This window comes from Sphingobium sp. TomMM35A, assembly GCF_054771735.1.
Genome location: NZ_BSRC01000002.1, coordinates 1 through 20573, shown reverse-complemented (window position 1 = coordinate 20573; position 20573 = coordinate 1). Strand labels below are relative to the sequence as shown.

General features: G+C 64.7%; 20 protein-coding genes. 12 read left to right on the top strand and 8 right to left on the bottom strand.

Features of this window, described 5'->3' with window-relative positions; translation table 11 throughout:
- The 11 genes from ACYU8T_RS13250 to ACYU8T_RS13200 all read left to right on the top strand — a co-directional run bounded on the left by ACYU8T_RS13250 (nt 1) and on the right by ACYU8T_RS13200 (nt 11129).
- Nucleotides 1-1161: an AAA family ATPase gene (locus ACYU8T_RS13250; protein WP_461159832.1), complete on the top strand. Its 1161-nt coding sequence runs from the start codon at nt 1-3 to the stop codon at nt 1159-1161.
- Nucleotides 1158-2492, top strand: a complete 1335-nt coding sequence (locus ACYU8T_RS13245; RefSeq protein WP_461159831.1) for a CpaF family protein — start codon at nt 1158-1160, stop codon at nt 2490-2492. Before ACYU8T_RS13250 ends, ACYU8T_RS13245 begins: the two co-directional genes overlap by 4 nt.
- Entirely contained in the window at nt 2489-3388 is a 900-nt protein-coding gene (locus ACYU8T_RS13240; protein ID WP_461159830.1) for a type II secretion system F family protein, read from the top strand. Before ACYU8T_RS13245 ends, ACYU8T_RS13240 begins: the two co-directional genes overlap by 4 nt.
- Complete coding sequence (locus tag ACYU8T_RS13235) at nt 3388-4281, top strand: type II secretion system F family protein (protein ID WP_461159829.1); 894 nt, start codon at nt 3388-3390, stop codon at nt 4279-4281. The genes ACYU8T_RS13240 and ACYU8T_RS13235 overlap by 1 nt, the downstream gene beginning before the upstream one ends.
- Entirely contained in the window at nt 4281-4886 is a 606-nt protein-coding gene (locus ACYU8T_RS13230) for a tetratricopeptide repeat protein (RefSeq protein ID WP_461159828.1), read from the top strand. The genes ACYU8T_RS13235 and ACYU8T_RS13230 overlap by 1 nt, the downstream gene beginning before the upstream one ends.
- Complete coding sequence (locus tag ACYU8T_RS13225; protein WP_461159827.1) at nt 4886-5104, top strand: hypothetical protein; 219 nt, start codon at nt 4886-4888, stop codon at nt 5102-5104. Before ACYU8T_RS13230 ends, ACYU8T_RS13225 begins: the two co-directional genes overlap by 1 nt.
- The gene (locus ACYU8T_RS13220) at nt 5101-6861 is read left to right on the top strand and encodes a TadG family pilus assembly protein (RefSeq protein WP_461159826.1); all 1761 of its coding nucleotides are present in this window, start codon (nt 5101-5103) and stop codon (nt 6859-6861) included. Before ACYU8T_RS13225 ends, ACYU8T_RS13220 begins: the two co-directional genes overlap by 4 nt.
- Before the next feature lie 69 nt (nt 6862-6930).
- Nucleotides 6931-7110, top strand: a complete 180-nt coding sequence (locus ACYU8T_RS13215; protein ID WP_461159825.1) for a Flp family type IVb pilin — start codon at nt 6931-6933, stop codon at nt 7108-7110.
- A 7-nt stretch (nt 7111-7117) separates the two neighbouring features.
- Nucleotides 7118-7567, top strand: coding sequence for a TadE/TadG family type IV pilus assembly protein (locus ACYU8T_RS13210; protein ID WP_461159824.1), 450 nt, complete (start codon nt 7118-7120; stop codon nt 7565-7567).
- 242 nt (nt 7568-7809) lie between these two features.
- Nucleotides 7810-8772 carry an aldo/keto reductase gene (locus ACYU8T_RS13205; RefSeq protein ID WP_461159823.1) on the top strand — a complete coding sequence of 321 codons (963 nt, stop codon included), beginning with the start codon at nt 7810-7812 and terminating at the stop codon, nt 8770-8772.
- Between the two features lie 209 nt (nt 8773-8981).
- Complete coding sequence (locus tag ACYU8T_RS13200) at nt 8982-11129, top strand: oxidoreductase (RefSeq protein ID WP_461159822.1); 2148 nt, start codon at nt 8982-8984, stop codon at nt 11127-11129.
- A gap of 184 nt (nt 11130-11313) precedes the next feature.
- Here the strand turns inward: ACYU8T_RS13200 and ACYU8T_RS13195 are convergent, their stop codons facing one another.
- The 7 genes from ACYU8T_RS13195 to ACYU8T_RS13165 form a co-directional block, all read right to left on the bottom strand.
- On the bottom strand, nt 11314-12810 hold the full coding sequence (locus tag ACYU8T_RS13195; protein ID WP_461159821.1) for a flavin-containing monooxygenase: 1497 nt from the start codon (nt 12808-12810) through the stop codon (nt 11314-11316).
- Nucleotides 12811-12909: 99 nt separating this feature from the next.
- Nucleotides 12910-14373, bottom strand: coding sequence for an FAD-dependent oxidoreductase (locus ACYU8T_RS13190; protein WP_461159820.1), 1464 nt, complete (start codon nt 14371-14373; stop codon nt 12910-12912).
- A 31-nt stretch (nt 14374-14404) separates the two neighbouring features.
- Nucleotides 14405-15160: an SDR family NAD(P)-dependent oxidoreductase gene (locus ACYU8T_RS13185; protein WP_097093363.1), complete on the bottom strand. Its 756-nt coding sequence runs from the start codon at nt 15158-15160 to the stop codon at nt 14405-14407.
- Nucleotides 15161-15181: 21 nt separating this feature from the next.
- Complete coding sequence (locus tag ACYU8T_RS13180; RefSeq protein WP_201516707.1) at nt 15182-15997, bottom strand: SDR family NAD(P)-dependent oxidoreductase; 816 nt, start codon at nt 15995-15997, stop codon at nt 15182-15184.
- 4 nt (nt 15998-16001) lie between these two features.
- Nucleotides 16002-16793, bottom strand: coding sequence for an SDR family NAD(P)-dependent oxidoreductase (locus tag ACYU8T_RS13175; protein WP_097093361.1), 792 nt, complete (start codon nt 16791-16793; stop codon nt 16002-16004).
- A 38-nt stretch (nt 16794-16831) separates the two neighbouring features.
- Nucleotides 16832-17905 (bottom strand): alkene reductase, encoded by a 1074-nt coding sequence (locus ACYU8T_RS13170; protein ID WP_247229415.1) that lies wholly within the window; start codon nt 17903-17905, stop codon nt 16832-16834.
- 5 nt (nt 17906-17910) lie between these two features.
- Nucleotides 17911-18540, bottom strand: coding sequence for a nuclear transport factor 2 family protein (locus ACYU8T_RS13165; RefSeq protein WP_097093359.1), 630 nt, complete (start codon nt 18538-18540; stop codon nt 17911-17913).
- 78 nt (nt 18541-18618) lie between these two features.
- Here ACYU8T_RS13165 and ACYU8T_RS13160 point away from each other — a divergent pair, with 78 nt between their 5' ends.
- A complete protein-coding gene (locus ACYU8T_RS13160) occupies nt 18619-19710 on the top strand; it encodes a helix-turn-helix transcriptional regulator (protein WP_247229416.1) in 1092 nt (363 codons plus the stop codon).
- Here the strand turns inward: ACYU8T_RS13160 and ACYU8T_RS13155 are convergent.
- Nucleotides 19704-20573 (bottom strand): LLM class flavin-dependent oxidoreductase (locus tag ACYU8T_RS13155; protein WP_201516705.1); only part of this gene is annotated, 870 nt, incomplete at its 5' end. The genes ACYU8T_RS13160 and ACYU8T_RS13155 overlap by 7 nt on opposite strands.

Genomic DNA, 20573 nt, shown 5'->3' with positions numbered 1-20573 from the left:
ATGGCACGGATCATCCTTCTATCGGTCGATCACAGCCTCGCCGGGCGGATCGGCGACGCGATGCAGGGCCGCGCGGCGGTCGAACTGGCGCAGGCGGTCACGCCGGATCTGGTCGAAGGGCCCTGCGTCATTCTGGTGGATAGGGACGCCGTGCCGCCAGAGCGCTCGATAGCCACGGCCTTGTCGGCAGCGACGGAAGGCGCAGCCGGGCGGCCGGTGGTGCTCGTGACCGGCGAGACATCCGCGGATGAAATATTGCACGCCATCCGATCCGGCGCTGACGACGTCATCCCCCGCGACGCAGAAGGCGACGCAATCGCCACCATAATCGGACGCCTGCTCAATCGCTCGACCGCCGATCATGGCAAGGGCGGCCGACTGACGCTGATCCTTGGAGCCGATCCGGAGGCCGCCGCGATGGTCGCGACCGACATGGCGGTCAGCCGCGCCCGCACCGGCTCTTCGACGCTGCTGATCGACTTCACCATGCCGACCAGCGCGGCTGAAGCCTATCTAGACCTGCCGGTAAGCTACGGCATCGCGTCTGCCATCGCCGACATAGAGCGGCTGGACGCCAGCCTGCTGTCCAGCACCTTGGCCCGGCATGATCCAAGCGGCCTGATGCTCCTCACCCTCGACGGCGGTTCGGGTGCCGAGCCTGCGGGCATCGCGCCTGCCGACATCGCCGCGCTGGTCCGGCTGCTCCGGGCATGCTGCGGCGATCTTGTTATCTGCGCGGGCAGCCTGCGCCACCCGGGGCTGCTGCGCACCCTGGCGTCGCTCGCCGATCGCGTCGAACTGGTCTGCGCGCAGTCGATCCGCGAGATGGACGCCTGCCGCCGCCTGCTGGAGCGCATCGGCGATGACGAGGCGAGCTTGGCACGAACGCGGCTGCTGGTGTGGGATCATCAACCCGGCATATTGCTGGACAGCCGCCGCATGGGCGAGATCTTGCGCACCAGCAGCACCCTGCCGCTCCCCATCGACCAGATACGCCTACGCAATGCCCTGAACGCCGGTCGCCCGCTTGGCCTGGAGGCCGCGCCCGACCGCTACATGCGCGCGATCCGCACCGCCTGCGGCATCGAACCACAACGATCGTCCAAAAGCCTCGAACGACTTCGCCGCCTGCTCCAGCGAACAGGGGAGCCAGCGGCATGAGCCTGCTCTTCGACACAAGCCTGCCGCGCGGCGCGGCACGGCCCGTTCCAGTGGCGCAGCCAGCCGCCCAGCGGATGAGCGACAGCTATCAGGCGGTGATGGCCCAAACCTGCGCACAGGTCATCGAACAGCTGGAAGCACGCGGCAGCACCGCTGAAACGCTCGGGCCGCGGGCGTTGCGCACCGAAATCGAGCAGGTCATCACCAGCCGCAGCAGGCGCGGGCAACTCGCGCTCAATGCAGCGGAAAGGCTGCTGCTGATCGAGGATGTGGAGGACGAGGTCGCCGGGCTCGGCCCGCTCGCGCCGCTGCTGCGCGATGGCAGCATCGACGACATCATCGTCAACGGCCCCGGCACCATCTATGTCGAACGCAGCGGCATGCTGGAGAAGGTCGACCGGCGCTTCCGCGACGACGCCCACCTGATGAACATCATCCAGCGGATCGTCGGCCCGATCGGCCGCCGCGTGGATGAAGCCAGCCCCTATGTCGACGCCCGATTGGCCGACGGATCGCGCGTCAACATCGTCATCCCGCCGGTCGCGCTCGACGGGCCGCTGCTGTCCATCCGCAAGTTCCGCATGCAGGCGCTGGGGTTGGAGGATTTCATCAATCGTCAGGTGATGAGCGCCGAAATGGCCGCCTACCTCGCCGCCGCCGTGCGGTCGCGGCTCAACATCCTGATCTGCGGCGGCACGGGCGCGGGGAAATCCACCCTGCTCAACATGCTGTCCCATTTCATCAGCGACCGCGAGCGGCTGATCACCATAGAGGATGCCGCCGAATTGCAGTTGCGGCAGGATCATGTCGTCCGGCTGGAAACCCGCCCACCCAATGTCGATGGCAATCGGGAAATCAGCGCGCGGGAACTCGTCCGCAACGCGCTGCGCATGCGGCCCGACCGCATCATCCTGGGCGAAGTGCGCGGGGTGGAAGTGGTGGAAATGCTGCAAGCCATGTCCACCGGCCATGACGGGTCGATGGCGACGCTGCACGGCAATTCCCCGCGCGACGCCTTTGCTCGCCTGGAAATGCTGATGGGTTTTGCCGGGGTTCAGAATGATATCCGCGCGATCCGGCGCTTCATCGCCAGCAGCGTGCATGTCGTGGTGCATATCCAACGCCTGGCGAACGGCAGCCGCCGCGTGACCGGCGTGACGGAAGTCACCGGCATCGAGGGCGACGCCTATTCCTTCAACGAATTGTTCAGCTTTCACGAACAGCCCGCCATGTCCGGCATGGGCGAATTTCGCAGCCACTCGCCCCGCCCCTATTTCGAAGCGCGTCTGCGCGACTACACGGCGGCTGCTGTCCGGCAGGGCATATTGTGAAGGCAGCGGCGTTCCTCCTGCTCGCGCTGTTGACGCTGGCGGCGGCGGTCTCGCCGCTGCTCGCTCTGCGAGCGCGGGAAAGGGCGCGGCTTTCGCGGCGGCTGGCGGCGATCGCGCCCGGCGACGCCCCAGCCCTTCGCCAAAGCGCCCGCCTGACAGTGCCCAGCCTCGCCGCACCGCTGCTGGCGCGCGCGCAGCTGGAAGTGACGACGCGCGCGATCGGTATCTTCGGCGGGTGCATGGCGTTGTTCGCCCTCGCCATTTTGCTCGCCACCGGGCCGGTTGCGACTATTCTCCTTTTGCCGCTGCCTCCCGCCATTGTGTTCCTGTGGATCAGGGCACGGGCGCAGCGCCGGGTGAACGCCCTCATCGAAGCGTTGCCCTTCTACATCGATGCCGTGCGGCAGATGCAGGCGGTCGGCAGCTCCTTGCCCCAGGCGCTGGAACGGTCGCTCCCCGATGCCCCCGCGATCGTGCGCAGCTATCTTGCCCCAGCCGCACGGCGGCTTGAACTCGGCGCGCCGGTGAGCGAGGCGATGCAGCAGCTCGCCGACCGTCTCCACGTTCCTGAAATGTCGATGCTGGCAGCGGCGATCCGCACCAACATGCGCTATGGCGGCCCGGTCAGCGCCGTCCTGTCGAACCTTTCCGCGATCCTGCGCGAACGCATCCGCATCGCCCGCGAACTGAAAGCTGCGACGTCCGAAGCCAAGGTCAGTTCACGCGTGCTCATCGCCATGCCGATCGTCGCAATGGCGCTGCTGATGGCATCCAACCCCGCCTATATCGACTTCTTCCTCGACGATGCGCGGGGGCATCGAATGGCGGTGATCGCGATCGGACTCCAGATCGCGGGCATGCTCGTCATGCGCCGCGTGATGAGGCTCGCCTTCTGATGCCTTCGCCCTTTCTCCTCGCCTGCTTCCTCATGGCGCTTGTGGGGCTTGGCATAGCCGTGCTCGGCGGCCGGATGCTGATGGCCGATCGGCGGCTGGAGGCGCGGCTGTCGCGATTGGCGCCCTCAACGTCGGCGCAGGCGAAGACAGCCATCCGCCTGCCAACGATTTTGGGCGCGGAAGGCCGCAACCGGTCGAGCCTGGAGCGCCAGTTGCAGTTGGCAGGCTATCAGGACGCACGCGCGGTCAACCGGTTCCTTTGGCTACGGCTGGCCGGGACGATCCTGGCGGCGCTACTGGCCGCGCTCCTGTGCCGCATCGCATGGGGCGAATTTCTGTCACGCCCGATGCTGATCGTCATCGCCGCAGGGCTTGCCTTTGTCGGCGCGCGACAGATGCTGAACCTGCTCGCTTCGGGACGGGCACGGAAGATCACCGCCGAATTTCCTTTTCTGCTCGACCTCATGCTGATGATGCTGGAAAGCGGCGTGTCGCTCGACCAATGTTTCCGCTCGATCGCGCGGGACGAGCAAGTGGCGGTGCCGCATCATGGCGAATTGATCGGCCTGCTCGTGAGCGACCTTGATCGGGGCATGCGCTATGAACTGGCGCTCGACCGCTGGGCCGCGCGGGTAGCCGTCAGCGGCGCTAAGGAACTTGCCTCCCTGTTCCGCCAGGCCATGTTCCAGGGGATCGAACTTGCCCCGGCCCTGCGCGAATTCGCCCGCGAATTCACCCAGCGCCGCGTTGCCCGCGCGCGGGAGGCAATGGGCGGGATCACCGTGCGCATGGTCGTGCTGATGATCCTCTTCTTCATGCCTGCCCTCTTCATCGTCCTGGGCGGGCCGCCGGTCGTCACCATCCTCGACACTTTGCGGGCAAGCGCGCGATGATGTGGCTGCTTCCCCTGCTGCTCGCAGCCGCCGACACGTCCGGTTCGACGCGCAGCCTCTATCTGCAACTCATCCATCAGGCCCGCGCCGATGGCAGGCCGCGCGCCGCCATCGCCTATCTCGACGATTTCGATCGCCGCTACCCGGGCGACCGCGACGCGCGCATCCTGCGCGTCAACAGCCTGCTGGACCTCGATGACCTGAACGGAGCGGAAGCAGCGGCGGCGGCGCTCCCGGATGGCGGCGGCAGCGCGATACGCGGCCATCTGCTCGCCGCGCGTGGCCGCTGGGCAGAGGCAATAACGCCTTACCAGCAAGCCGTTCAGGCGAGCCCCGCCGACTCCATGCTCCGCAACGCACTCGGCTTCGCCCAGCTGCGCGCTGGCTTGGCGGCAGAGGCGATAGAGAGCCTGCGCGGCGCGCTGGACCTGTCGCCCGGGACCGCGGTGATCCGCAACAATCTGCTGCTGGCACTTAGCGCTGCCGGTCAGAATGCCGAGGCCGAAGCCCTCCTCTCCACCCTCCGCGATGGGAGCGAACGCGACGCCTTGCGCCGTCAGATCGCCTTCGAAGCCGCTCACCTCCCTACCCCGAAGGACCGCTGATGTTCTGCCTCTGTCTCCTGCTGGCTTCCGCCCCCACGCTCCCCCAGCCCGATCAGGCGCGCCGCGTCATCGAATGGCAGCTGCGCTCACCGCCCCGCGCCGAGGAAAGCACCAGCCTCAGCGCCGAAGAGGCGGAGGTCATCCGCAACCGCTACCTCCAATCCATCGGCCAACCCCTTCCCCGATCCGCCGATCAGGATGCCACCACCATCCCATGACGCTGCTCCGCCGCCTCCCTGCCTTGTGGCACGACCGGCGCGCTTCCGTGGTGCCGATGGTCGCGGCATTCGGGGCCGCACTGGTCGGCGCGATGGGCTTTGCACTCGACGCAGGCCTCTATTATGCGGGGAGCCGCGACCTGCGCGCCGCGACCGAAAGCGCGGCGCTCGCCGCCGCCATGTATCCCGCGCAGGCAGAGGCGCGCGCGCGCGACAGCCTCAGCCGCAACGGCTATGATCCCGCAATCCTGCGTTCGGTGGAGCTTGGCCGCTATTGCGCTGACGCAGCCCTTTCCTCGCCGCAGCGGTTCGACGCCAGCTTCACCCGCTGCCCCGGCAACGGACAATCCACCGCCGTCCGCATCCGCACCGGAAAGCCCAGCCGCCAATTCTTCACCCGCGTCCTGGGCGGAGCAGATCCCATCCCGGACCTGTCCGCCACCGCTACCGCGGCGCGCATCGACGAAGCGGGCGTGGGCGTCAGTTCCGGCATCCTGACCGTCACCAACGCGCTGGTAAACAGCGTCAACGACCTGCTCGGCGCTCTTCTTGGCATCAAGTTGCAACTGGGCGCGAATGACGTTCAGACCCTTGCGAACGGCTATGTCGACGCCGGGCGTTTCTTCGACGCTCTCGCGGCGCGCGTGGGCGAGACCGGCACCTATGGCGCGCTCACCAGCCGCACCGTGGACCTGCGCGCGCTGATGCTGGCAGCGGCGGAGGCTGCCGATCAGCCCGCGACCGCAGCTACCCTGAACCTCGTCGCAGGCCGGATCACCAATGGCTACCCCGTTCCACTTCAGGGCCTGTTCGGGCTCGGCGTGTGGAAGAACATGCCCGTGGGAGAGGCGAACGAGCAGCCGGGCCTTCGCGCCGGGATCAACGCCTATCAGCTGTTCACTTTCGCCGTGCAGGCGGGCGAGGGCAGCATTGACCTCACTGACGCGATCAGCCGCGTCGCGGCGGGCAGCACGATCCGCCTCGCCGCCGTCGCCACTGGCCCGATCGACAGGCCGCGCTTCTCCTTCGGCCCGGCAGGCGAGACCAGCGCCAGCACTTCGGCGCTGCGGTTACAGCTCAACCTGGGCCTCAACCTCAACATTCTGGGGATCAGCGTCGGCGCGGTGCCCGTCCTGATCGATGTCGCCGCAGCAAGGGCGGACGTCAGCGCGATCGATTGCGCCAGCACAGCCGAGCAAGCGCGCGACAGCCGGGTCAGCGTGCTTGCCAGCTCGGGCCTCGTCAACGCCTATATCGGTCAGGCCCCCGCCAGCGCCATGACCCGCCCGATGCCGCCGCTCTCAGCCAGCGACATAGCGCCTGCACGAATATTGAACGTCCTCAACCTCATCACCGCAGACGTCCGCGCGATCGCCCAGCCAGTCACCGGCAACAGCGGGACGCTGGTCTTCGGCCCAGGCGGCCCGGGGACGATCGGCCGCCCCGGAACGCCGGGCGCGGCCGCCAGCATCGGCAATGGCGCGCAGACCGGAACGCTGCTGACGTCGCTCACCAACAGCCTCGGGGCCCCAAGCGGCATTCAGGTGAAAGCGCTCGACCTCTGCCTATGGCCGGTCTGCGACGCCACCGCCACGCGATCCCAACTGCTCGGCGCGATCACGGCCCCGCTGGGGGCGCTGCTCGGCAGCACCGCCGATCCCCTGCTCGACAATCTGCTGGCTGCGCTCGGCATTCAGCTTGGCCATGCGACGGTGTGGGTCACGGGAGCGCGCTGCGGCGTGCCGGTGCTGATTTAGGGAAATCGGCGGCGCACGCCCCTCCACGCGCCGACCGTCTTCAACCGGAGGGATATGAGGAGAATGACGATGAAGATCGATACCGTACGCAAGTTCATGAAGCGGCTTGCACGCGACCAGAAGGGCCTGACGGCGGTGGAATATGCCGTGCTGGGCGGCGTGATCGTGGCCGCGATCACCGCGCTTCAGACCGACTTTACCAATGGTTTGAAGGGCGCATTCACCGCCCTGTTCAACAGCGTCAGCTGACCCGCCAATGACCACCCGCCGCAGGAGGAGCCGCACGCCCGCGCTCCGGCTCCTCCACTGTCAGAAAGGCATAGCCGCGCTGGAGTTCGCGCTCGTCACTCCAGCGCTGCTGATGCTCATCTTCGCGGTCATCATCTATTCCTTCTGGTTCTCCGCGCTGCTCGGCGTGCGCCATGCCGCGGCCGAAGGAGCAAGGGCGGCGATGGCGGGCCTTTCCAGCAGCGAGCGCGCCGACCTCGCGCGCAGCCGAGCCCAAGCAGTGATCAACGGCTATGGCGCGCTGCTCGGTTCCGGCGGAGCGCCGGACATTCAGGCGCAACCCGACAGCGTAGGACAGTTCAAGGTGCAGGTCCGCTACGACATGAGCAGGTCGCCGCTGATACGCTATGCGAGCTTCATCCCGTTGCCCTCGACCACGCTCGGCGCGACCGTCATCGTCACCAACGGCAGCTATTGACCGGCCTGGCGCTCCACCCTTCCGTAACGTCTACGAATATGAACAATCCCCCTTTCCTTTTCCCCAACTGCTGCGTAACTGTCCGCTCTCGCCATGACGCGCGCAACAAGGGTTGTCTGTGCGTCGCGGGATGTCCGGAACGGCGCTGAGCGCTAGTTCGGATGCGATCCGGTCCCGGTCCGCGGGGTAGTTTAGGGCACGCTTTTGCACCCGCAAGAGACGCCGCCATGCAGGAGTTAGCCATGCTTTCAAAGGTCACGCTCGCCAATACCGACCTCTCGGTCAGCCGTCTGTGCTACGGCACCAACATGCTCGGCTGGTCGATCGACCAGGACCGCAGCAACGCCATCCTCGACAAGTTCCTGGAGCTGGGCGGCAATTTCGTCGACACCGCCCGTTCCTATGGTGACTGGATGCCCGACGCGCCCAAGGGTGCCAGCGAGCGCGCCATCGGCGCCTGGCTGAAGGGCAAGAAGCGCGAAGACGTGATCGTCGCGACCAAGGGCGGTCATTTCGACATGCGCGCTGGCGACTATCGCAACCGTGTCAACCCGACCGACATCGGCAACGACCTGAACGAGAGCCTTGAGCATCTCGGCGTCGACACGATCGACCTTTACTGGGTGCACATGGACAATCCGGAAACCCCGGTTGCCGAACTGGTCGACTTCCTCAACGAAGCCAAGAATGCGGGCAAGATCCGTTATTTCGGCGCGTCCAACTGGTCCGACGCCCGCGTGCTGGAAGCCAATGACTATGCCAAGGCGAACGGCAAGGCTGGCTTCGTCGCCGTCGAACCCTTCTGGGGCCTCGCCAAGCCCAATGAAGAGGCTGCCACGGCACAGGGCTACCAGATGTATTTCGAAGATCATGGCGGCAAGCTCAAGGATGCTGGCCTGGCCATCATCCCCTATTGCTCGCAGAGCCGCGGCTACTTCGCTTTCGCTGAAAAGGGCGAAGTGCCCGAGCATCTCCAGGGCTTCTATGACAATCCGGTCAACAAGGACCGTCTGGCCGCTGCCAAGGACGTCGCCGCCAAGCACGGCGTCAGCGTTTCGGACGTCGTGCTCGCCTATCTGCTGAACCAGCCGCAGCAAGTGATCCCCATCTTCGGCGCGTCGAGCCCGGCCCGTATCGAGGAAGCGGTCAAGGCCGCCTCGCTCACCCTGTCGGCCGACGAACTGGCGGCGCTTAAGATCGGCTGATCTTCTAAGCCTGAAAGAATGGAAGGGGGGGCGATCGGTCGATCGTCCCCTTTTTTATTGTCAGATCCGCTCATTCTTTTGCGAATCGATCAATCGGGAAAGAATCGTACAAATTCTTACGCGATCGCCGTTATTTTCGCCTGACTAACAGTGAACAAGGCGGTAAAAGACGAGCAGACCATACGCATGTGGCGAATTAGGAGACTCCCATGACTGCTGCCCCTGCCCTTTCACAATCCCGTTCGGGCGCAGCGCCTGCATCTCTCACCACGCCCGGCCAGATCGGCACGCTCACCCTTCCCAACCGCATCATCGTCACCGCCATGGGCGTCAGCCTGGCAGAAGCCGACGGTACGGTCGGCCAGCGCCTGATCGACTATCATGTTGCCCAAGCCAAGGGCGGCGCTGGCCTCATCATCATGGGCGTGACCGGCGTCGCCTGGCCGGTAGGCGCGGTCCAGCCGAACCAGACCGCCATCTCGGACGATCGTTTCCTTCCCGGCCTGACGAAGCTGACAGAGGCCGTCCATGCGGCGGGCGGGCGCATCGCTGCTCAGCTTCACCATGGCGGCCTTGTCGCCGGGCACAGCGCGCAGGATGGGCATCCTCTCTGGGCTCCGGCATATCCGCCCCCCTTCGCGGGCGACTTCCCAGACTTTTTCCTACCTGAAGAGATGGCTGCGTTCGCTGGAGGCGTCGTGCCGCAGATCAAGGTGCTGGAGAAGGCCGACATCGATCATGCCATCCGCCAGTTCGCCGACGCCGCGCTACGCGCCAAGCGCGCTGGAATGGATGGCCTGGAGATCCACGGGGGCCACGGCTATCTGCTCTCCTCTTTCGTTTCGCCCTACACCAACACGCGCGAGGATGAATATGGCGGCGACGTGGCAGGTCGCGCGCGCCTGCTCCTTGAGGTGGTGCGCGCGGTGCGCACCGCGGTCGGCCCGGATTTCCCCGTCTGGGTGAAGATGGATTCACGAGAGCTGGGCAAAAACGGCATCACCATCGACCATGCGCTCGAACTTGCGCCTATGATCGAAGCGGCCGGTGCTGACGCGCTTACCGTCACCGCCTATCATGACGTCGGCCAGGGCAAGCTCCATTCGGGTTCCAACATCCCGCATGAGCCCGCCTTCAACCTGGAAGCCGCCGCCGCCATCCGGAAGGTGGTTTCGATCCCCGTGATCGCGTCGGGTCGGGTCGAGCTCGATCGTGGTGACAAGGGGCTGGCGCAGGGCGAGTTCGACTTCCTTGCCATGGGTCGCAAGCTCCTCGCCGACCCTGATCTGCCCCGCAAGCTGACCGAAGGCCGGGTGGCCGATATCCGCCCGTGCATCTATTGCTACACCTGCGTCAGCACCGCCTATCTTCGCGAACAGGTGCGCTGCGCCGTGCGGTCGGAAACCGGTTATGAGGATCTCGACTGGTCCCCGGCCAAGGTTCCCGGCCATGTCGTGATTATCGGCGGCGGTCCCGGCGGCATGGAAGCCGCGCGCAGGCTGGACCTTGCGGGCGCCAGGGTCACGCTTCTCGAAAAATCCGATCGCCTGGGCGGCACGCTGCGCTTCGCCGGCCTCGCTTATGAACCCAATGAACGGCTGCTCAACTGGCTGCGCGACCAGATCGGTCAGTCGAAGGTCGATGTGCGCCTGAAGACTGTCGCGACCCCGGACCTAATCGCCAGTCTGAAGCCCAACAAGGTCATCGTCGCGACCGGCGCCGTGCGCGACATGCCGCCGATCCCCGGCAATGATCAGGACTTCGTTCTATCGGGCGACGATCTGCGCGGCATGATGCTGGGTGAGGACTCTGCTGAAATCCGCCGCAAGACCAGCTGGACCACCCGCGTCGCGACGAAGCTCGGCGCAGCGACCGGCGCCACCGCCAATCTCGATCTGGTGCGCAAGGCGACCCATGCCTGGATGCCGCTCGGTAAACGCGTCGTGATCATCGGCGGCGAGTTGGTCGGCGTTGAGCTGGCCGAATTCCTGATGGAACGCGGCCGTGAAGTCACGGTCGTCGGCGAAGCACCCAGGTTCGGCGGCGGCCTGCTGCTGGTGCGCCGCATGCGCCTGCTCGCGGAACTGCGCGAACATGGCGTGGCCATGTTCCCCGGCGCGAGCGGCATCGCGATCGGCAAGAACAGCGTCACCTTCACCAGTGCAGACGGTGAGCAGAAGAGCGTTGCTGCCGATCATGTGGTGGTTGCCATGGGCGCGCATGGCGACTCCACCCTTGCCAATGCCCTGCGCGCACAGGGCCATGATGTGGTGGAGGTCGGCGACGGCACCGGCGTCACCTACATCGAAGGCGCGATCCGTGGTGCGGCCGAAGCCGTGGCCGCCATGGGCCGCTGATCCGATCTTCAAGGCCAAAGAAAAGGGGAGCGCCGCAACGCTCCCCTTTTTGTATCTGAGCTGCCCCTTATCGAGACCACCCAACAACCGTTCGCCCTGAGCCTGTCGAAGGGCCTTACTTCTTTATAGCAGTGAGGGGCTTCGACAAACTCAGCCCGAACGGATTTGAGAAATTAAAAACCCCTCACCGCTCAACCAGTTCAGCCGCAGCCTCAACCCGATAATCCGTCAGCACCGGAGCCGCCATGGCATCGGCAAATGCCTCATAGCTCCAGGGCCAGCTTGCCGGAACGCCGGTGGCATCCAGATACCAGCTGTTGCAACCCGATCCGAAGATCGTCGTGCGCGCCGCCGCGATCCGCCGCTCCTCATAATCGGCGTGAGCGTCAGCGCTCGGTTCGATCGTCCGGGCCTCACCAGAGCGCAGAAGATCGATCAATTGATCCACATAGGCCCATTGCTTCTCCGCAATGTCGATCAGGGAGAAGTTGCCGACAGGACCGGTCGGACCATTCAACATGAAGAAGTTCGGAAATCCCGGGATCGTCACGGCATAATAGGCCGTCGGACGAACAGACCACACATCATCCAGCGAAACGCCACCCCGGCCCAGCACCGTTGTCGGGCGGATGAAGCGGTCTGCATGGAAGCCGGTCGCCAGGACCAGCGTATCAAGTTCGTGCAGCCGCCCGTCTTCCATCCGCACGCCCTTGGCCTCGACGCGGGCGATGCGATTCCGCTCTACCTCTACGTTCGACGATTGCACGGCGTCATAATAGGACCAGCTGTAGATCAGCCGCTTGCACGCCGCGCGATAATTGGGGCGCAGTTTTTCCCGGAGCTCAGGATCGCGGATGCTGTTCTCCAGATTATCGAGGCAGATTTGCTCGATCGCCGCGATCTCCGGACCATGCGTATCCGTGATGGCATGGGTGAAGCGGAAGATGCTGTCCCAATATTCCTTGTTGTTGCGAATATCCTCGATCAGCGCAGGGTCGCGGCGGAAGGCTTCTTTTTCTTCCTCGCTATATTGGAAATAGGGGACAGGCATGATCCACTGCGGCGAGCGCTGGAAATGTACCAGCTTCGATGCACGCTTGCTCAGCGCGGTGACGATCTGCACGCCGGTGGACCCATTGCCGACCACACCCACCCTCGCGCCGTCGACCAGCGCATCATCCTGCCAGCGGGCGCTGTGGAACGCTTGCCCCTCGAAGCTGTCCAGCCCTTCGATATCGGGGAGCTTGGGATGGTGCAGAACGCCCGAAGCCGCGATGACGACCTCCGCCTCGACCTCTTCACCGGTGATCAGTCCCAGACGCCAGACGCCAGCGCCTTCATCCCATACCGTGGACACGACTTCGCTGTCGAAGCGGACGTGCGGCATGATGCCGTATTTCTCCGCCGTTTTCTCGAAATAGGTCTGGATCTCGCCGCCCTTGGCATAATAGGCGTCCCATTCCGCATAGGGCTCGAAACTATAGGTATAGGCGTGCGCGGGCACGTCGCAGGTCAGGCCCGGATAACGGTTTTCCCGCCAGGTGCCGCCTAGCCGCCCGGCCTTTTCGAAAACCGTGAAATCTTCGCCCGCCTGGCGCAGGCGAACGGCGGCAAGGATGCCGGCCATGCCTGCTCCGATAACGGCGAAGCGCAGGCCTTTGCGGCCCTGATCGATGGACAAGTCACTCTCCTGTTGGCTGTGTTCCTAACCATCATGATGCCGCAACCGGGAATGCCGCACATCATTCAAATGGATCAGGCCCTCACCAACAGGCGAAGATCACCCTCGCGACGCCTTCCGCCCCGCCTGCCGTCCGAAGAAGGTGCAGTCGGCAAGGCTAAGGCCAGAGCTATAACCATGCCCCCATGCGGGCAGCCCCGAAGTGCAGCGCCCGGCCGCGAACAGGCCAGCCACCGGCGCACCGGCCCGGTCCAGCACCTCGCCATCGGTCGAGGTCCTCAAGCCCCCCAGCGTGAAGAAGCTGAAATAGCTGGTCGCGAAATTCAGCTCCAGCGCCACGAACGGCCCCTGATCCAGCGGCGTCAGGATCGGCGCCCGCTTGTGGAACAGCGGATCGCGCCCTTCCCGCGCATGAGCATTGTAGAATGCCATGGTGGCAGACAGCGTACCCGGCGCCATTTCCAGCTCGGCCTCGACTTCTTCCCAGCTGTCGCCCGTGCCCGCTATCGTCATCCCAGCCATCGGCAGCGGCTCGTCGAAATGAGCGATGTCGAGCAGCAGATAGACCCTGTCGCCCATCTGGTCGATGGCAACGCGGCTGACCCGGCCGTGATAGCAATCCTCATTGATGAAGCGCTGGCCCATCTGGTTGACGAAAACGCCATGAGCCTGAGGTTCGGGCATGGTCCAGGGGCAAGTCGTGAAGAACTGTTCCATATGGATGGCGTCGCCGCCCGCGCCAACGCCCAGTTCGATGCCGATGCCGTCATCCTGATCGCCGATCGGGCTGCTGATCTTGAACGTGTCGGGGCAATAGCGCCGCCGCATATCCTCGTTGAAGGCAAAGCCGCCCGTGCAGAGGATGACGCCCTTCGCCGCACGGACGAAGCGATTGACATTGTCGATGCGCACGATGACGCCGACTACTCGCCGATCTTCATCCTGCACCAGCGCCACCGCGCGCGCATCGGTTGTCACTTCAACGCCCAGCGCCTTTGCCCGAGCCTCCAGCAGATCGACCAGCGGCCGACCCCCGCCCCAGCCCATATGCGCAATCACATGGCCGCGCGGCGCAGGCTTCGCGATCTCGCAGAACGGCCATGCCGCCTCGCTCCCCGACCAGATCAGCGTGGAATCGTCGGTCGGCTCGATATGCTTGCCGGGCAGGAAGTTGCCGCGATAGGGGATGCCCTGCTCCTTCAGCCAGCCATAATGGCCAAGCGATTCCCGCGCATAGAGATCGCACTTCGCTTCATCCGCGCACGGCCCGCCTGCCGCCTTCAGATAGGCGGCCAAATCCTCCGTGCTGTCCTCGAACCCCGCCGCGCGCTGAGCATCCGTGCCGCCGCCACCGCCGATGTAGATTTCGCCGCCCGACAGCGCCGACGCGCCGCCGCTGCCCGACCCCCGTTCAAACAGCATGACCCGCGCACCACCGGCTGCCGCTTCGATCGCCGCGCATGCACCCGTCGCGCCAAAGCCGATAACCGCGACGTCGGTTTCGAAATCCCACCGTTCAACCTTGCTGGCGGGATAGGGACGATGAAGCGAAATGTCGGCCACGAAAGACTGTCCTCTCCTTGTGCGATCGGTATCAGAAAGCCTTTGTCTGCCCCCCATCCACCATCAGCGTTTGCCCGGTGATATAGCCTGCCGCATCGCTTGCCAAGAATACGGCGGCCGCTCCAATGTCTTTTTCGCAATCGCCAATGCGCTTCAAGGAAACCTTGTTGATCTGCGTATCATAATCGGCGGGCGCCCATTCCTTCCACGCCATCACGCCCGGAGAATTGGCAAACGGGCAGATGATGTTCACCCGCACCGCTTCCGCACCCCATTCGCTGGCAGCGATCTTGGAAATGGCGCGGATCGCTTCCTTCGCCGCGCAGTAGGAACCCTGCGTCGGGATCGCGTCGAACGCCGCGCCAGTCGCGAAGTTGATGACGGATCCCTTGGCTCTAACCAGATGCGGATAGGCCTCGCGCATCAACACGAAGGTCGGCCAGAAGCCCGTATCGAATGCGACCTCCATGGCCTCGTCGGTCGTCTCGGCAAGCGGCAACTGGCGCGAAGCCTGCGCCGCGTTCACCAGCACATCAAGCCCGCCGAAACGGCCGATCGCCGCCTCGACGATCTTCGGTAACTCGGCTCGCTGCGCCAAGTCGATAGCCAGGAAATGCGCTTCTCCGCCCAGAGCGCGCAGCTCAGCTTCGGTCGCGCGGCCAAGCTCCTCCTCCCGGTCGACGATCAGAACACGCGCACCCGCCTTGACGAAGGCGGTCGCTACACCTTTGGCCACCCCGCGCGCGCCGCCGGTTACGATCGCTGCCTTGCCTTCCAGTGCCTTCATGTCCTGCTCCCATCAGCCTTGTTATGTGAAATAGGCTCCGCCGTTCACCGTCACGATGCTCCCGGTGGCGAAGCTGCCGTCATCCCCGGCCAGAAACGCCACCGCCCCGGCGATCTCGTCCGGATGGGCAAGACGCTTCATCAGGCTGTCGGCGGCGATCATGTCCTTCATCTCGGCAGGCAAAGTTGCATAGATCGGCGTTTCGGTAGCGCCGGGATTGACCGCATTCACTCGGATACCGCGATCGGCAAGCTCCCGGGCCATGGCCCTCGTCATGCCCAGCACCGCTGCCTTCGCCGCGCAATAGGGGATAGGTCCATCGCCCTTTACACCGGACGTCGATCCGATGTTGACGATATTGCCGCCGGTGCCTTGCTCCGCCATCAGCCGAACCGCAGCCCGACTGCATTTGAACGTACCGTCCAGCGTCACCGCCAGCACGCCCGACCAGCCATCATCCCCGCAATGGATGGTCTGGTCGACAAAGGTGGTCGGCTCCTCGCCACGCGCGATCTGCTCGGCCCTCTCCGCCTGTGCCGCATAATAGCGGTCCATGCCGTCGCCCGCCGCGCTGCCCCGCCCGGCATTGTTGACCAGCACATCAACGCCGCCCAGCGCCTGCTTCACCTCGGCAAAGGCCCTGTCCACCGACGCCGTGTCCGCCACGTTGCAAGCGATGCCGACATGCGGCGCGGGCAGCACTGCGCCAGCCGCCGCCGCATCCAGGTCCAGCACCGCGACCGTTGCGCCTTCCGCGGCAAGACGGCGCGCGATGGCAGCGCCAATCCCTTGCGCGCCGCCCGTCACGACCGCGCGCTTTCCCTTCAGCCTTTCCATGGGATCAATCCTCTACTTCAGGCCGCCAGGCGACGCCGTTCACCTGCGCGCCACCATCGGCAAAGAGGGTGTTGCCGCTCATATAGCCGCCCCCTTCGCTGGCCAGGAAGACGGCGACCGGGCCGATATCCTTTTCCGCATCGCCAAATCGGCCTGCCGGAACCTGCTGCAGGATCGCCTGCGTCATTTCCGGGTTGGCGGCGAAATAGTCGCGCGCCTGCGGGCTCGTCGCCGAAGGACAGATGGTGTTGCAGGTGATGCCGTGCGGCCCCCATTCCACCGCCGCAGTCCGGGTCAGCGCCCGCATCGCTTCCTTGCTGGCATTATAGGCGACGGTGAACATATGCGCATTGACGCCGTTCAGCGACCCCAGGTTGATCACGCGGCCATAGCCTTGCGCCTTCATGATCGGGAAAGCCGCCTTCATCGCCCAGAACACGGCATAATAGTTGAGCGCGAAGGAACCCTCCATGTCCTCGTCGCTATGCTTTTCGATCCGCTTGGGGAAGCTGGCTCCAGCATTGTTGACCAATATGTCGAGCCGTCCGAACCGCTGGTGGACCGCCTCAACCATGGCTTCCACCTCGGCGCGCTGCGTCACATCGGTGCGGATGAAAAAGGCGTCCACCCCATGCGTGTCGCGCAGATATTGCGCTTCTTCCTCGCCCTGATCAGCCTTGCGCTGAGCGATCGCGACATTCGCACCGGCGGCGGCCAGCGCGCGGGCGATGCCCTGCCCCACGCCCTGCCCGCCCCCGGTGACGAGCGCCGTGCGCCCTTCCAGCAGCTTTGCCATTTTAGCTCTCCTATATTCTTGTGATGTTTCTCGACGCTTCAGGCGTCCAGCAGCGCATAATCCAGATAGCCGATCCGATCGTCGCCATCCCCGGTGTAGAAATTGGCGCGATTCGCCTTGTTGAGCGCCGCACCCGTTTGGAAACGTTCGACCAGATCGGGATTGGCGATGTAGAGATAGCCGAAGGACACTGCCTCCGCCTTGCCCTCCGCAATCACGGCAGACGCCTTTTCCAGGTTGAGGCCACCATTCTCGATCAGCGGGCCGCTCCAATTGTCGCGAACCAGGTCGAGCGCGTCCTGCCCCTCCAGCGGAATGTGGATCAAATGGCAGTAGGCAAGGCCCAGGCCATCGATGGCCCTGAGCAATGCCGCATAGGTTTCATGCGGGTTCGCATCGTCCATGCCGTTGAACTTGACGCCGGGACAGATGCGGAAACCGACCCGGCCCGCACCCACGGCTGCGGCAAGTGCCTGCAACAACTCGACCACGAAACGGATGCGGTTCTCGACCGATCCGCCATAGCGGTCCGTGCGCTGGTTGCTGTTCGAAGAAAGGAACTGCATCGGCAGGTATCCGCTGGCGCAATGCAGTTCTATCCCGTCCAGACCAGCCGCGATCGCGTTGCGGGCAGCCTTCACATATTCGGCGATGACGCCGGGAATTTCGTCGGTTTCCAGCGCGCGCGGCACGACCGTTTCCACCGGAACGCCATCGGGTCCGGGAATCTTGTCCGGGCACTGAATGGCTGACGGCGAAACGGTTTCCGCGTCCGCATCCTTGTTCGCCTGCACGGCAGCACGGCCGACATGCATCAACTGCATGACGATCTTTCCGCCCGCGCCATGGACAGCGTCCGCAACCTTGCGCCAGCCTTCGACCTGCGCTTCGCTATGGATGCCGGGCGTGCGCCAATATCCCTTGCCCGTGGGCGAAGGCTGCGTCCCCTCCGTCACGATCAACCCGGCACTGGCGCGCTGGCGATAATATTCGACCATGATGTCGGTCGGCACGTCGCCCGGCCCCGCCCGGTCGCGGGTCATCGGCGCCATGACGATCCGGTTGGACAGCGCAATGTCACCCAGCGTCACGGGTGAGAAAATATCCGTCATGGCAATCAACTCCGCACGCGCGGCTTGGGCAGCGGCGCGCCCCGACGCATCGTTTCGATGAATTTTTCCAGCGGAGCGGGCGCTTCGACCGGGCCGTCATGCGGCTGGCCCAGACGGTCCCAATAGCTTTTCCAGCTCGGGAACAGGTCGTGGAAGCTGCCATGATAGGGCTGCACGCCGGGCCAGCGCATCTTGCGATCGCCAATCGGCGGCTTGTTGAGGTCGGTCGCGTACCAATAAAGCGGCAGGCGGCGGCGGAAGTACCAGCGGCCTTCGATCCGCTCATATTTGTCGAAATACATCATCTGCATGATGACCCATTCGGCGCCCGTCTCATGCTCATTCTTGGAATAGACGACGCCCTGCGCATGGTCCGGATCGTCGAAATCGATGACATGCCCGCCAATATGGTGGGACGTGCCGTCGAACTGCATCGAATGGGTTTCGTCGAACCAGTCGCGCAGCGCCTTGCGGCCCTGCTTGCCGCCGCCGACCTTCACATCTTCGGGGAACAGGTTCACCCAGGCATCGGAGTCGCGCATGTCCAGCGCCAGGGAATATTTCGCGGCCAGTTGCCGGATCGCATCCAGCGATTCCAGTCGGTCTATCCGCGCAATCAGGCTCTCGTCCGCCACCCTCTCGATCCTTTCTCGTTGGACCGCTTGTTTCCGCTATCCCCTTGGTTCTGAAAATGCCAAAATAGCTCAAAGGTCATGACAAAAAGGCTCAACACCAAACATCTGTCCCGCCCGGTCGCGACCCGCGTTCCGGTCGCCATCGCCCGCGATCTGCTGCGGCTGGTCGAGGAGATCGGCGTCGATCCGGCAGAGCTACTGCGGCAGGCGAGCCTCGCCCATCTCATTGGGCCGCCGATCGGGGGAGCCGCCGCGCAGCGCGGGGTTGTCCAGGATGACTTCACCCGCCTCTATGCCCATTGCACCTGGGCTCTGGACGCGCAGGCGGCGCGGCAGGAAGGACGCGAGCCGCTGACGAAGGAAGGGGTGGACATGCTGTGCCACTGCATCATCACCTGCCGCACATTGGCGGACGTGATCGAGCGCACGGATCGCTTTTCCGCCCTTATCGGCCCGCGCGCCGGGCGACTCCGGCTGAAGGTCGATGACGGCGTTGCGCGGCTCGACATGGCAACGCCACGTAAAATCCGCAATGCGAGCGCCTATGTGTCGGACCTTGCGGGCCTCTCTACCTACTACCGCCTGTTCGGCTGGCTCATCGGTGAGGATATTCCGCTCCTGGGCGCGGCGATGCGCTATCCGCCCCTGCTGGACGAGCAGACCATTTCCTACCTCATGCCCGTGCCCATGCAGCATGGCGCGCCGGAAAACAGCCTGCGCTTCCCCGCCAGCTATCTCGACCGCCCGGTGCTGCGCAGCCATCATGAGCTTGAGCATCTGCTCGAACGCTTCCCTTTCGACGTCGAACAGCCGCAATCGCTGGACGCCCCGCTGTCGGAACGCATCCAGCATCTCTTCAGCGCGATGCTCGCCAGCGGAGAGGCGCCCGCCACCGCGTCCAGGCTCGCGCGCCAGTTCAGCATCAGCGTCGCCACGCTGAAGCGACGCCTGGCCGATGAAGGCACGTCGCTCGTCCAGCTCAAGACCGAGGCACGGCGCGCCCTAGCCACCCGGCTACTCGACGATCCCCGCCTCACCATCACCGAAGTCGGCCGCCGGACGCAGTTCAGCGACACAGGCGCCTTCCGCCGCGCCTTCCAGCAATGGACCGGATCATCGCCGAGCCGCTGGCGCGAATTGCGCCAGGGCGGCGGGCAAGCCGATCAATAGCGGGCGATGATATCGTCGGCGAAGCGGTTGAGATCGTCGATCTTCTCCTGCAACGGCTGGCTGTCCTCTTCCACAGCATAAAGGTTGCGGAAAGAAGCGACGACATCGGTCACGCCCGCATCTTCCTGCCGGCGGATCATATCCAAATCGGCACCCCCCATCGCCGAACCGAAGATGCGGAACGGTGCGTCCTTGCGCCCAAGTTCCTCGCGGTAGGTGGACAGCTTCTCCAGCATCGGCAGCATCATGTCCATCCCGCCGCCTGCGAACATCCAGCCATCGTTGCGCGCCGCCCGCTTCAGCGCCGCGTCGGAATGGCCGCCGATCAGGATCGGCACCGGCTTGGTCGGGACAGGATTGAGCTTTACCGGCGGCAGATCGAAAAACTCGCCATGATATTCGAAATAGCCGCCATTGGTGAGGCCGCGCACGATGTCGATGCACTCATCGAACCGCTTGCCGCGCCCTTCCCATGCCACGCCCATGACCTCATAGTCCTCAGGCCAAACGCTCAGGCCCACGCCAAAGTTGAAGCGGTTGTCGTAGAGCGCCTCGATCGATGCCACGATCTTCGCGACATAGAGCGGCGGCCGCACCGGAAGTTTAACGACATTGGTCGTGACCTCCAGCTTCTCGGTCGCCGCCAGCATCGCGGTCACATGGATGAACGACTCCAGGAACGGCTTGTTCTCCAGGAATTCGCGCCCGCCATCGTCGGTATAGCTATATTTGGTGCCAGAGCTTTTCGGGTAGATCAGGCTGTCGGGCACCGTGAAGCCCGCATAGCCCGCCGCTTCCGCCGCCTTGGCAAGCGGCGCGTAATAGTTGATTGCGGTCATCGATTCGCCCAAATGAAAGCGCAT